This window comes from Alkalitalea saponilacus (assembly GCF_900168165.1).
Lineage (GTDB): Bacteria > Bacteroidota > Bacteroidia > Bacteroidales > Marinilabiliaceae > Natronoflexus > Natronoflexus saponilacus.
This window is the reverse complement of record NZ_FUYV01000021.1, coordinates 4,124-17,226: the sequence shown is the minus strand read 5'-3', so window position 1 is coordinate 17,226 and position 13,103 is coordinate 4,124. Positions and strand designations below refer to the sequence as shown.

At 41.1% G+C, this 13,103-nt stretch carries 10 protein-coding genes; 6 read left to right on the top strand and 4 right to left on the bottom strand.

What is annotated here, in order from left to right:
- Positions 1 to 48: 48 nt before the first annotated feature.
- The 3 genes from B5X70_RS15100 to B5X70_RS15090 all read left to right on the top strand — a co-directional run bounded on the left by B5X70_RS15100 (position 49) and on the right by B5X70_RS15090 (position 3,927).
- Entirely contained in the window at positions 49 to 2,004 is a 1,956-nt protein-coding gene (locus tag B5X70_RS15100) for an ABC-F family ATP-binding cassette domain-containing protein (protein ID WP_079558744.1), read from the top strand.
- Complete coding sequence (rlmB, locus tag B5X70_RS15095; RefSeq protein WP_079558743.1) at positions 2,001 to 2,735, top strand: 23S rRNA (guanosine(2251)-2'-O)-methyltransferase RlmB; 735 nt, start codon at positions 2,001 to 2,003, stop codon at positions 2,733 to 2,735. The genes B5X70_RS15100 and rlmB overlap by 4 nt, the downstream gene beginning before the upstream one ends.
- A 130-nt stretch (positions 2,736 to 2,865) precedes the next feature.
- On the top strand, positions 2,866 to 3,927 hold the full coding sequence (locus B5X70_RS15090) for a uroporphyrinogen decarboxylase family protein (RefSeq protein WP_079558742.1): 1,062 nt from the start codon (positions 2,866 to 2,868) through the stop codon (positions 3,925 to 3,927).
- 405 nt (positions 3,928 to 4,332) lie between these two features.
- Here the strand turns inward: B5X70_RS15090 and B5X70_RS15085 are convergent, their stop codons facing one another.
- Complete coding sequence (locus tag B5X70_RS15085) at positions 4,333 to 5,145, bottom strand: aminotransferase class IV (protein ID WP_079558741.1); 813 nt, start codon at positions 5,143 to 5,145, stop codon at positions 4,333 to 4,335.
- 583 nt (positions 5,146 to 5,728) lie between these two features.
- On the opposite strand from B5X70_RS15085, the gene B5X70_RS15080 reads away from it, so the two are divergent.
- Complete coding sequence (locus B5X70_RS15080; protein WP_079558740.1) at positions 5,729 to 6,277, top strand: glutathione peroxidase; 549 nt, start codon at positions 5,729 to 5,731, stop codon at positions 6,275 to 6,277.
- Between the two features lie 316 nt (positions 6,278 to 6,593).
- On the opposite strand, the gene B5X70_RS15075 is transcribed toward B5X70_RS15080, so the two are convergent.
- The 3 genes from B5X70_RS15075 to B5X70_RS15065 form a co-directional block, all read right to left on the bottom strand.
- Entirely contained in the window at positions 6,594 to 7,805 is a 1,212-nt protein-coding gene (locus B5X70_RS15075; protein ID WP_079558739.1) for a sodium ion-translocating decarboxylase subunit beta, read from the bottom strand.
- A 202-nt stretch (positions 7,806 to 8,007) separates the two neighbouring features.
- A complete protein-coding gene (locus tag B5X70_RS15070) occupies positions 8,008 to 9,891 on the bottom strand; it encodes a biotin/lipoyl-containing protein (RefSeq protein ID WP_079558738.1) in 1,884 nt (627 codons plus the stop codon).
- A 177-nt stretch (positions 9,892 to 10,068) separates the two neighbouring features.
- The gene (locus tag B5X70_RS15065; RefSeq protein ID WP_079558737.1) at positions 10,069 to 10,317 is read right to left on the bottom strand and encodes an OadG family protein; all 249 of its coding nucleotides are present in this window, start codon (positions 10,315 to 10,317) and stop codon (positions 10,069 to 10,071) included.
- 518 nt (positions 10,318 to 10,835) lie between these two features.
- On the opposite strand from B5X70_RS15065, the gene B5X70_RS18085 reads away from it, so the two are divergent.
- Entirely contained in the window at positions 10,836 to 10,976 is a 141-nt protein-coding gene (locus tag B5X70_RS18085; protein ID WP_157666550.1) for a hypothetical protein, read from the top strand.
- 276 nt (positions 10,977 to 11,252) lie between these two features.
- The gene (locus tag B5X70_RS15060) at positions 11,253 to 12,407 is read left to right on the top strand and encodes a glycosyltransferase family 4 protein (protein ID WP_079558736.1); all 1,155 of its coding nucleotides are present in this window, start codon (positions 11,253 to 11,255) and stop codon (positions 12,405 to 12,407) included.
- The last annotated feature ends 696 nt before the right edge of the window (positions 12,408 to 13,103 follow it).

The window sequence follows — 13,103 nt, the reverse complement described above, 5'->3', positions numbered from 1 at the left end:
TTTGAGACAACTTCATTTATCCCAATCGTTTAAACATCAGAAACAGAAATGATATCAGTTAATCAGTTAACCGTCGATTTTGGTGGCTTTCGTTTATTCGATGAGGTCTCTTTTCTAATAAATAACCGCGACAGAATTGGGTTGGTAGGTAAAAATGGCGCCGGCAAATCCACTCTTTTAAAAATCATTGCCGATCAACTGGTTCCTAGCGCCGGATCTGTTGCCAAACCGAAAGAGCTTACCATTGGTTATTTGCCCCAGCATATTGACTATTCTGATACTCAAACTGTGCGTGAGGAGACAGAGCAAGCTTTTTCAGAATTGATTCATTTGGAAAATGAGATTGAAAGATTAACCAAGCAAGTGAGCCAGAGAACCGATTACGAATCGGCTGAGTATTTCGAACTGATTAACAAACTCACATTGCAAAACGAACGTTTTGCAATGCTTGACGGACATAATTTTCATTCGCAAATTGAGGTTACATTAAAGGGTCTCGGTTTTAAACAGAGTGATCTCGATCGTCCCACCCGTGAGTTCAGCGGAGGATGGCGAATGCGCATCGAACTGGCAAAAATTCTTCTAAAAAAACCTGATGTTTTTTTACTGGATGAGCCAACTAACCATTTGGATATCGAATCCATTCAATGGCTTGAAGATTATTTAAAATCCTATGCCGGTGCATTGGTTCTCATCTCTCACGACAGAGCTTTTCTTGATAACATCACCAACCGAACTGTTGAGATATCTTTGGGGAAAATGTACGACTATAAGGTTTCGTATTCACGGTTTGTGGAGTTACGGCACGAACGGCGCGAACAGCAAATGGCTGCCTACAGGAATCAACAAAAGAAAATTGAAGACACCGAGGCTTTTATTGAGCGGTTTCGCTACAAAGCTACCAAGGCGGTTCAAGTGCAATCACGCATCAAGCAACTTGAAAAGTTAGAGCGAATTGAGGTGGATGAGTTTGATGGAAGTGCTCTTCGCATTCAGTTCCCTCCAGCACCTCACTCCGGATCAATCACTATTAAAGGAAAGGGAATCACAAAGTATTACGATCAGTTGCATGTTCTCGACGACTTGGATTTTGTGATTGAAAGAGGTGAGAAAGTAGCTTTCGTGGGCAAAAATGGTGAGGGTAAAACCACCATGGCGCGCATTATTCTGAATGAAATTGAATATGGTGGATCAATCGAGCTGGGACATCAGGTTAAGATTGGTTATTTTGCACAAAATCAGGCCGATCAGCTGGATAACTCTCTCACGGTCTTGGAGACTGTTGATCGTGTTGCGGTAGGGGATATACGCACCAAAATTCGTGATTTGCTTGGAGCATTTCTGTTCAGCGGTGAGGATGTGGATAAAAAGGTTTCGGTTCTCTCAGGTGGCGAAAGAACGCGTTTGGCAATGGTATTGTTGTTGCTCGAACCTGTTAATTTGCTTATATTGGATGAGCCAACCAACCACTTGGATATGCGGTCGAAGGAGTTGTTGAAAAAGGCTCTGGCTGATTTTAACGGAACGGTGATATTGGTTTCTCACGACCGTGATTTCCTGAACGGACTGGTTAATAAAACCTATGAGTTTACCAACAGGAAAATAAAGGAGCACCTGGGTGGGATCTATGAGTTTTTGGAGAAGAAAAAACTGGAATCCCTGAAGGAACTCGAAAGCCGTCCATCCATAGCAAAGTCGGCTTCCTCTTCAGAAATGGAAACCTCAAAAGGAAAACTATCTTTTGAGGAGCGTAAGGATTTAAACAGGCGTATCAAAAAAACCGCTACCGAGGCCGAGCAATCTGAAAAGAGGGTAGAAGACCTGGAAGATCAACTGACTAAAATGGATGCACTTTTGCAAAACCCTGACAAAAATGACGATCTTTCGCACATATATACCGATTATGAAAAAGTGAAGAAAGAACTTGATGAGGAGATGGAGCGATGGGAAAAGCTCAATTATGAACTGGAAAAACTGGAAACAGAAAAATGTGAACTGGAATGAGTGATAAAAACTTAATATACGGTATTCGTGCCGTGATTGAAGCCATCGAGAGTGGCAAAAGTCTGGAGAAAGTATTCGTGAAGAGCGGCTCCACCGGAGAGCTTTTTCAGGAGTTGATGCAGTTGATGCGTCAAAAAGGCATCAACTGGCAAAAAGTGCCGGTTGAACGCATTAACCGGTTTACCACCAAAAACCATCAGGGCGTTGTGGCAACCATATCTCCCGTTGAATACCAGGAATTGGAATCAGTGGTAAATAAAGCTATGGAAGATGGCCGTAAACCATTTATTCTGGTGCTGGATGGAATTACCGATGTCAGGAATTTTGGTGCCATTGCACGCACTGCTGAATGTGCCGGTGTAGATGCCATTGTTATCCCTGATAAAGGTGGAGCCCCTGTTAATGCTGATGCCATAAAAACTTCTGCCGGAGCACTTTTCAGAGTGCCGGTATGCCGGGCTTCTAAAATGTGGTACGCCATGAAATTTTTGAAGGAGAAAGGCTTTATGCTGATCGGAGCTTCGGAGAAAAGTGAAGCCGATTATAAGGATGTAAACTACAAGCAGCCAATAGCTTTGGTGGTTGGTGCTGAAGACAAGGGGATTTCATCACAGGTCTTAAAAATGATGGATCAGGTGGTTTCCATTCCTGTAAAAGGGGAGTCTGGTTCATTGAACGTCTCAGTGGCTACGGGAATTGTTGTTTATGAGATAGTTGCAAAAAACAGTTAGTTGTTTTTTTAAAACTTATTTGTTTTTATATCTTTTTTTTAGCTAATTTGGGTTGTTTTTGATTGCATTTGTATGAGGTAAGAGTACTATTTATAGTGCTCCTATACTAGTGTTTACTTAATACAACATCATGAATAATAGAGACCGAGTTCTTAAATCGCTCAATCACGAACAACCTGATCGGGTTCCTTTTTTTTACTGGGGGGTGCCCGGATTTACTGAAAAGATGATGAAACATCTGGGTTTTACTGAAAAGGATCAGTTGTTGGAGCATTTGGATGTGGATTTTCGTTGGGTTGAACCCAATTACCGGGGGCCTGAATTACTTGATATTTCCGGAGAGTCAAAAAAAGATATTTGGGGTGTTGAATATAAATTATGCGGACACGGCGATCTTAAATACTGGGATATTGCCGGCTCTCCTTTGGCTGGTGTCAATGATCCGGCAGTTCTGGCGGAGTACCCATGGCCGGATGTCTCTCTTTTCGATTTTAATTCATTAAATAGTCAACTTGATAAATACAGCAATTACGCAACCATGTCTGCTCCCGGGTATTCATCACCCGGTTTGTACAGAATAATCCAGCGGTTGATTGGGCGTGATAACTTTCTTGAGGTGATGATGTATCACCCAAAATTCTTTGGAGTGCTGGTTGAGAAGGTATCCGATTTTTATTGTGATTTCATCAGCTCTTTCTTTGAAGTTGCCGGCGACCGGCTTGATTTCATCCGCATTGCAGATGATTTTGGTGATCAGGGAGGACTGATTGTAAGCAATGATACATGGCAGGATATCATTCGTCCGGTAATGGAGCGCTTTATGGAAGTTCCCCGAAAACATCATGTTAAATTCTACATGCACAGTTGTGGTGCTGTGCGTAAGTTATTGCCAGAGTTTATTTCAATTGGTGCCGATGTTTTGGATCCAATTCAAACCCGCGCTGCCGGAATGTCCCCCGAAGGATTGAAAAAGGATTTTGGTTCGATGATTACTTTTTGTGGTGCTCTGGATGAAGAACTTTTACTCAGAAAAGCCACACCTGCAAGAGTAAAAGAGGGAGTGAAAGAACTTCTTGACATCATGGCTCCGGGAGGAGGGTTTTTCCTTGGCCCTTCACATAAATTTAAAGTTGAAACCCCGGTTGAAAACGTTCTTGCCATGTACGAGGCAGCCAGGGAGTGGAAGTATTGATGTTCTTTTTAAAGTTTTAGGTTTGAAGTTTTAGGTTCAGGGTTTGAACATAGAACATAAAGCTCTATACCCCCACGCCAGTTTCCCGTTTCTAATTTCCGGTAACCCATCCACCCTTAAATCATATCACCATTTCATTCGTTGCGAGTTGCGGAATTATATTCTCAAAAGCATAGTTGCACACCTATGGCGTGCCAGGCTGAGTGTGGATCTGTTTTTCTATCGACATTTGCCACCTACGGCGGCTCTTTTCAATAAGCAGTCTATAGATTTTAACTGCCGTTTAAGTTAAGAGTTTATGGTTCAAATTCTGTACCATAAACCCAGAACTCAAAACCATCCAACCTTCCCACCATATCACCCTTCCGCCTTCTTCCTGTTTCCGGTTTCCAATCTCCTTCCACCCTATTTACCTAAATCCCTATCAATATAAAACCTATATAGCCCTTCCGTTAGTTCAGTGATTACGCTATGGGGTACACTGAATCTATATTCATCGATTCTTTTAACCGGCAAGATTCTTAATGAAGTTCCGGTCAGAAAAGCGGCTTCCATCAAGGGTAATTTATTAACTCTAACAGCTTCAAAAATAATCGGTATATGCAACCGATTAGCTGTTTCCAATACCTTTTTTCTCATAACGCCGCATAGAACCAGCGAATCGGGAGCAGTAATCAGTTCTTCATTTCTTACAAAGAAGATGTTGGAACGAGAACCCTCAGTCACAGCCTCATCGTTGGTCAGAATGGTTTCAAAAACTCTTTTTTCTTCAATTATTTTGTTGCTTTGAACCCTTATTGATGTATTGGCAACTTTTATGGATGGGTTGGCTCTACAACCATTTAGTGTAGTACATATCACGCCTGATCTGTATTGTTCAACATCGGGGTAATTATGTGGGATGAAAAATATGGCATAATAACACTCGTATGTATCTTGCTGCTTAAAACTGCATTCAATTTTTATATTGCCTATGTTACGTTTCTCTGCTTCAATAAGGGTGAATATCTGACCGGCCAGTTCTTTTGTCGTAACTGATAGACGATGTCCCGATTTAGAAATCCCGTCATATAACCTTTTTAAATGATCATTTAAAAATAGTGGTTTATCATTCTCAATTCTGAATACATCATAAATTACCAGTAGATCATCAAACTCCGGTTTGTTGATTGTTGTTGTAAGCTCTCCGTTTTCAATTAAATATGTGTTAGATGCCATTCTATTAAATTTTATACAAATGTAGATGGAATTGAGAAGCTAAATCACACTGGTGCTTGTTAAATAGTTAAATATTGTTAATGATGTTGAGGTTTTATAATAAATTAATTATATTTGAACATATAGTTCAAAAATTTAAGCACTGCATGATTGATTGCTTTGTTTTAAATCATTTTGTACTTATTAAGTTTTGGTTTTGGATGGCGTAAAGGCAGTGTGCGAGGGCACCTGCCTTTATGTTTTTAATGGCGGAAAGAGAATTGCAGGGGTTGGGTGGAAGGGTTAGGATTTTAGTTTGTAGTTTATAGTTTTAAGTTTTAAGTTCAAAGTTTATAGTTATCTTATCACTAAACCATCAACCACTAACCCTCAACCCTCAACTCTCAACTCTCAACCCTCAACTCTCAACTCTCAACTCTCAACCCTCAACCCTCAACCCTCAACCCTCAACCATCCAACTTTGAACCTTAAACCATCTCAAAATAACCATCCATCCTTCCAACCTTTCCACTCTGCCACCTTCCTCCCCAAAACCTTTTCTCTCATATAATTGTTTATATTAGCATATTAAAACAATGACATTATGCGAAATAAGGTAATTCAATTTGGGGCATTTCTATGGCTGGCTGCCATCTCAATGTCGGCAAGCGCACAATCCGGTTTTTACTCATTTGAAGTAAATACTCTTGGAGGAACTCCTTTTAGTTTTTCATCTCTGAAAGGTAAAAAGGTGATGGTGGTTAATACTGCAAGTGAATGCGGACTGACTCCTCAGTACGAACAGCTTCAGGCTCTGTGGGAGCAATACGGGGGAGATGATTTTGTGATTATTGGTTTTCCTGCCAATGATTTTATGAATCAGGAACCCGGGAGTGCGGAGGAGATCATGGAATTTTGCCAAATCAATTATGGGGTGACCTTTCCCATGATGGAAAAAATAACAGTGGTTGGTGATGATAAACACCCTCTTTATCAATGGCTGACTCAGAAATCTCTTAACGGTTTTAAGGATAGTGAGGTGCAGTGGAACTTTCAAAAATACCTGATTGACAAAAACGGGAAACTTGTGAAAGTGGTACCACCCAGAACCAGACCGGATGATCCGGAGGTGGTGGCGTGGATTCAAAAGTAGGGGTTAGGTTTTAAGTTTAGGGTTTAAAGTTCAGGGTTTTAGGTTTTAAGTTTAGGGTTTTAAGTTCAGGGTTTATAGTTTTAAGTTCGGGGTTTATAGTTATCTGAGCACTAAACCATCAACCACTAACTCTCAACCCTCAACTCTCAACCCTCAACTCTCAACCATCAACCCTCAACTCTCAGCCCTCAACTCTCAACTCTCAACTCTCAACTCTCAACTCTCAACCACTAACCTTCAACTCTCAACCCTCAACTCTCAACCCTCAACTCTCAACTCTCAACTCTCAACTTTAAACATAAAACCTTAAACCTTCTTACCCCAACAAAGATATCAGAACACCTGCTGCCACTGCTGAACCTATAACTCCCGAAATATTGGAAGCCATACAATACTGCAACAGGTGGTTGTTTTGATCGTGTTTCAGTCCAAGGTCGTTGGCAACTCTTGATGCCATGGGGACTGCACTCAGGCCGGTGGCTCCAATGAGCGGGTTGATTTTCTTTTTGGCAAAAGTGTTGTAAACCTTTACTGCCATAATACCTCCTCCAATGGAGATGGCAAAAGCGAGAAATCCACCGACAATAATTCCCAGAGTTCTCATATCCAGAAATACATCATGTGTCATGGTGCCTCCCACCGCAAGACCCAGAAATATGGTGGCCGTGTTCATGATGGGGCCGGTGGCCGCATCAGAAAGTCTCTGGGTAATGGTTCCCACTTCTTTTATCAGGTTTCCAAACAGCAACATTCCCAAAAGAGGCACAGAAGAAGGCACAAACAAAGCCACTGTGACACCCAAGACAATTGGGAACAGTATCTTTATCAACTTCATGTTTTTGATCTCGTATTTAGGCGGATATAGTTTATCCTGTTGCTTCATGTTGATGAGGAAATCCTGTTTAGACATTAACATGTTGGCAATGAGCGGAATGATAACCGGAACAAGAGCCATATATGAGTATGCTGCGATGGCAATGGGTCCAAGAAGATGAGGAGCCAGCATAATGGTGGTATAGATGGCTGTTGGGCCATCGGCACCACCAATGATTCCCAACGAGCCCGCCTCCTGAAGAGTGAATCCCATGGCAATGGCACCAAAAATTACTGAGAAGATTCCAATTTGTGCAGCCGCACCAAAAAATGCCAGTCTGAGATTTCTTAGCATAGGCCCAAAATCGGTTAATGCGCCCACTCCCATGAATATGATGGGGGGAATAAACCCGGTTTTGAGCAGCGCGAAATAGAGGTAGTTCATTATTCCAAACTCACTGCCAATTTCGAAAAGGTTCATATACCTTCCGCCTTCCAGTTCGATTTTCTCAGCAGCCACCACACCCATCCCTCCACCGGGAAGGTTTGCCAGAATGACCCCAAATGCGATGGGAACCAATAATAAAGGCTCGTATTTTTTGGTGATGCCAAGATAGAGAAGAATGAAACCTATCAGCAACATCAGCAGAATTGATGGCTCGTTGGCAATTGGTCCAAAGGCCGTCATATTATAGAGTTCTTCAAGAACGCCCATGTTATTCTTTTATTTTGTGATTAAATTTTGGTTGATGGGTTGATGGTTTATAGTTAATAGTTAATAGTTTATAGTTTATAGTTTATGGTTTTGACGGAACTTAAAACCTTGAACTTAAAACCTTACAACCCTTCTACTTAATTTCCTGTACCGCTATGCGGAATTACGCTGCGCTTCACTTCCGATCTCCGGTCTCCTTTCCTCACCCCACTGTCACCAGCAAATCGTCTTCATCCACATCGTCGCCGTTGGCGACTTCGATTTTTTTGACAATGCCCGCTTCTTCAAAGCGAACGGCGTTATAGGTTTTCATGGATTCGATGTATCCTGCAATGTCTCCGGCCTTCACGTGATCTCCTTCCTGAATGGCTTTTTCACTGCTGTCTTTGGTGAAATAGAATTTCCCTTCGAGGGGAGCGATTACGGTGCTTGTTTTTCCTGATGAAGCAGAATTGTCTGAAGGTGTAGGTGCATTGCCCGAAACAGCTGGTGCTGCCTGGGCGTTTTCATCGTAAGCAACGCTTACGGTGAATTGTTCGCCATTTACATTGATATGCATGGTGGATGGCTGCCAGTTGGCAGGCATCTCTTTTGTTTGTTTATCTCCTTTATCCTCTTTTAAGTATTTCTCCTCATACGATTTTATCTCTGATTCAAAATTCTCTTTGGCCTTCCCTGATTTATATAGTCTGTACTGTTCGGGGTGCATGGCCAGCTCCATCAGCTCCTCGTCATCTTCTCCATAGTCCCAGCCATTTTCGTCCATCTCTTTACGGAAACTTTCCAATGCATCGGAATATGGCTCTTGCGGATGACCTGTATAAAATTCGCGCCCCTCTTTTTTCGCCAACTCCACGATTTCATCTGCCAATTTGCCCGGAAGCTTACCACTTTTGCCCAGGATCATGTCCCAAATGTTATCAGCAATCATGCTCCAACGTTCTTTGCCTTTTTCCAGCTGAATCACGTTCATTAGTGCAATGTTCTTTACATATTGGCTGAACGGGGTAACAAGTGGTGGATATCCCAGTCGTGGCCATACATACTCCACTTCATCAAAGAGTTTAACCAGTAGGTCGTCTTCTGTCAATTCAGGCTGGTTATTTTTATCTTTCCATTTGTTCAAACTCTTCAGATTGTTGGATAAATCGGCCATCATGCTTCCCATCATCCCGCCGGGCAGGCCGGGACCAATGAGTAATGAGTTCATCAACCTGTTTTTTGGGCTGATGAAATAGCCCAGAAAATCTTCTATAAACTCCTGAGTAAGAGATCTCACTTTCATGTAAGCCTTCATATTGATGTCGGGAACATCAAAACCAGCATCTTTCAGCATGGCCTGAACGGTCAGCAAATCGGCGTGACCTGTTCCCCAAGAAAGAGGCTCCATTCCTACATCCACATAATCCACGCCGGCGCGTGCTACTTCTAATATGGTGGCTACCTGAAACCCGGGGCCGGCATGGCCGTGGTAAGTGATGGGAATCTCTTTATGTTTTTCGCGTATTCTTTCAACTATTTTTCCTAAGGATGCCGGGCGGGCTATACCTGCCATATCCTTTAAACAAAGTTCGTCGGCTCCAGCCTGAATACATTGTTCGGCCAAATCGACATAGTAATCAACTGTATGAACTTCTGAATAGGAAATGCTCAAGGCTGCCTGAGCAATCATACCTCCCTCTTTGGCATATTTTATAGAATCAATGATGTTTCGAGGGTCATTAAGTCCACAAAAAGACCGGGCAATATCGGTTCCCTGTTTCTTTTTGACTTTGAACATGAGCTTGCGGACATCGGCCGGAACGGGAGTCATCCGAATTCCGTTCAGAGCTCTTTCAAGCATGTGCGTTTGAATACCAGCTTCCTGAAAGGGTTTTGTCCAGGCACGAACTGCTTTGTTAGGATTTTCGCCAAACAAAAGATTGATCTGTTCAAAACCGCCTCCGTTGGTTTCTACTCTTGAAAAACACCCCATTTCAATAATATGGGGTGCTACCCGTTCCAACTGATCTAAACGAGGTACATATTTTCCTGATGATTGCCACATATCCCTGTAAAGCAGGGAGAATTTTATTTTTCTCTTCATTATCTTACTGTTTATTTAGCTCAATAATTAAATTCTATATATTTGTTTTCTATACGGGGGTAACTTTTTGGAATGTCCCGACGGAATACTTTCTTTGCTTGGAGGTTTAATACTTACCTTCCTACCTTATTACCCTCCTACCTTTCTACCATCTCACCTTTCTACCATCTCACCTTTCTACCTTTTCTCAATTTTAGTCACAACACCTTTACCCTGTGTAAGTATTTTAACTGCCGCTACAATGGCTGCTGTTTTGGATGATGATATTTCGGATGAAGCTGCAATTTTATTTGCCTTCTCAGGGAAGAAGCGATTGACAAAAAAAATGATCCCATTTCCCAGTAATACGACCGTTAACAGGATAATAAAAACGGTGAGCATTCCAACGCCCAAAAGAGTAAATGCTTCATTAAAGTTTTCGCTCATTTTTCTTTATGTTTTTGCTAATTAACGTTTAAAGGGGCGGTTTGTTTAATTCGGGGGTTAAGGTTCGATGTTTTAAGTTCAAGGTTCAAAGTTTATGGTTTATGGTTTATAGTTTATGGTTTATGGTTTATAGTTTATGGTTGATAGTTTATGGTTTATAGTGTTTTTGGGGGTATATTAACTGGTTTCCAATAATAGAACCAGTCGTTGGTTTGACTGGACAATTATGCAAAACCACAGGCTATTTATGAAATGTAATTGGTTTAATAATAAAGTGTGTGCTGATGGTTGATGTACGTACACGGAAATGTAATTATCAATAAATCAGTATTTAAAAAGTTTAGTTATTGATTTTGTTTTATTTTGCCGTAAAAAATCATTGTATGCTAATACAATATTAGCCATTTCATCCCTTATTTAAAAGTATTTAGCAGGCTTTTTTTTCCGTGTAAATTGCAGAAACGTGATAAATATCACTGTTTCATCGATTTAAGTGAATTAAAGAAAAAAATACTTAATTGAAACATATTCAGGTGGTTGGGAGGCGGCTGACCGGAAACCGGAGATGGGAGACCGGAAGAGGGGGAGTAAAAGGAAACCGGAAATCGGAAATCGGAGATCGGAAACCGGAAGCGAAGTTTAACGGAGTTAAAGCGTAGCGGAATGCCGATTATCGGTATCCGCAAGGCAGGATTAAACGTAGTGAATGGAATTATGCGCAGCGGAATCGGAAGAGAGTGGAAGGGTTTAAAGTTTAATGTTATAAGTTCAATGTTTTAGGTTTTAGGTTCAATGTTTTAGGTTCAATGTTTTATATTTTAAGCTCTTTTTGCAACTATCAACCCAAAACTATCAACCCAAAACTCTAAACCTTCAAAATATCTGGTAACTGAACCCTGCCAACTGAAGCCTGAATTTACTATCTTTGTTGAGTTATGACAAAAAATAGAAAACTGCGCATACTGGTGTTCATCGATTGGTACCTGCCGGGCTATAAGGCGGGGGGAGGGCAACGAGCCTTCGCTAATTTGGTAAGCCATCTACGTGATGAATATGAATTTTATATTCTTACAAGAGATAGTGATTTTAAGGAGAGGGAGCCCTATGAAGGAATACAGCGGAATGAATGGACTGAATTGAATTTAGGTGAGTTTGTATATTATATTCCAGAAGAGGAGGTTTCTTTTAATAGATACCGAGAGTTGTTTAAAGAGGTAAATCCGGATTGCATATATATCAATGGAATTTATTCATATAAGTTCTCAATTTTGCCCTTATTGCTTTTGAGGAATACTGCATTTAATGGTAAAATTATATTGGGAACTTATGGAATGCTTGCTCCTACAGCCATTCGAATAAAGGGTTGGAAAAAAAGGTTATTTCTATATATCGCCCATATTGTCGGCTTGTATAAAAAAGTTGTTTTTCACGCAACCAGCGACCAGGAAGAGATGGACATTAAAAATGCTTTTGGTGAAAAAACAAAGGTCATGTTAGCTCCTCATTTACCGGTTAAGGACTTTCCTAATTTGATGGAGAAAATAAAGAAGGAGGGTGAGTTAAAGATGATTTCGTTGGCAAGGATTTCTCCTGAGAAAAATACGCTATTTGCTTTGGAGTGTCTTAAAGAGGTGAAGATGGCTAAAGTTGTACTTGACTTGTATGGACCTCTTTATGACCTTGAATATTGGGAGAAATGTTTAGAGGTTCTAAATTCACTACCCTATAATGTAGTTGTCACTCATAAAGGCATTGTAGAAGGAAATAGGGTGTTGGATTTGCTGGCAAATTATGACTGTTTGTATATGCCAACACGAGGTGAGAACTTTGGTTATTCAATTTTGGAAAGTTTTATGGCAGGAAGACCGGTAATAATTAGTAACCGTACACCATGGAAAGGATTGGAATCTAAGAAAGCGGGATTTGATCTTGATCTGGGCAATCCTGAGTGTTTTACAAATGCGGTTGAGTCTTTAGCAGCTTTAAATCAGGATGGATACTCTGTAATGTGTCATGCTTCATGGAATGAAGCAAAGCTTTTTATAAATAATCCGGAACTGAGAGATTTAAACAGAGCGTTGTTTGTTTAAAGACGCAAGGTTATATAAGCAAATATATAGTAATATTGGAGCTAATGTAAAATTTAAGGTCCTATTAAGTGATACATTTGAACAAGGTTTGTTTGCTGCTCTCTGATATTTAAGTTGTCCTTTCAGGACGTTATGGCCATACGTTACCTGTGCCCAAGGCGATGCTGTTGCCCAAGGCGTTGCCGTTGGGTTGAAATAATCTGCCACTCTGTGGCGCCGGAATGTGTATATGGATTGCTTAAATGTCGAAAATCTCACAATTGTTCAAGGCTGAAAGCCTTATATATTTTAACTCGGGGTAGCGCTTCGGGGTTGGTGTAATGCCTATCAAAGTCGCCCTGAAAGGGCAACTTAATATCTTGGGTTTCGCGCCCTGGCCTTTGTTTACAAGGATATTTCACCCCCTAGCACCCCAAGGGGGGGATGCTGCGTTGCAGATAGAGATTATTTTTTATGCAGCTCAAGCGCCATAGGTGCGATATCGCAATAGCACGGGGTGAAGCCCCGTGTTACAATGCGTAATGTACATCATAGCGCCGTAGGTGCGGTATCTATTAAAGAAATGCGATGAATATCTTTCTAGAAATGTTGCTCTGTACCTATTACGATTTCGGTGCTCTGTGGCTATTATGATGTCGGTACTCTGTACCTATTATGATATCGGTACTCTGTACCTATTATGATATCGGTGCTCTG

What these genes read in the sequence shown, in the direction of transcription:
- rlmB (WP_079558743.1), top strand. Translation starts at nt 2,001, where the DNA reads ATGAGTGATAAAAACTTAATATACGGTATTCGTGCCGTGATTGAAGCC.
- B5X70_RS15100 (WP_079558744.1), top strand. Translation starts at nt 49, where the DNA reads ATGATATCAGTTAATCAGTTAACCGTCGATTTTGGTGGCTTTCGTTTA.
- B5X70_RS15075 (WP_079558739.1), bottom strand. Translation starts at nt 7,805, where the DNA reads ATGGGCGTTCTTGAAGAACTCTATAATATGACGGCCTTTGGACCAATT.
- B5X70_RS15060 (WP_079558736.1), top strand. Translation starts at nt 11,253, where the DNA reads ATGACAAAAAATAGAAAACTGCGCATACTGGTGTTCATCGATTGGTAC.
- B5X70_RS15085 (WP_079558741.1), bottom strand. Translation starts at nt 5,145, where the DNA reads ATGGCATCTAACACATATTTAATTGAAAACGGAGAGCTTACAACAACA.
- B5X70_RS15080 (WP_079558740.1), top strand. Translation starts at nt 5,729, where the DNA reads ATGCGAAATAAGGTAATTCAATTTGGGGCATTTCTATGGCTGGCTGCC.
- B5X70_RS15090 (WP_079558742.1), top strand. Translation starts at nt 2,866, where the DNA reads ATGAATAATAGAGACCGAGTTCTTAAATCGCTCAATCACGAACAACCT.
- B5X70_RS15070 (WP_079558738.1), bottom strand. Translation starts at nt 9,891, where the DNA reads ATGAAGAGAAAAATAAAATTCTCCCTGCTTTACAGGGATATGTGGCAA.
- B5X70_RS15065 (WP_079558737.1), bottom strand. Translation starts at nt 10,317, where the DNA reads ATGAGCGAAAACTTTAATGAAGCATTTACTCTTTTGGGCGTTGGAATG.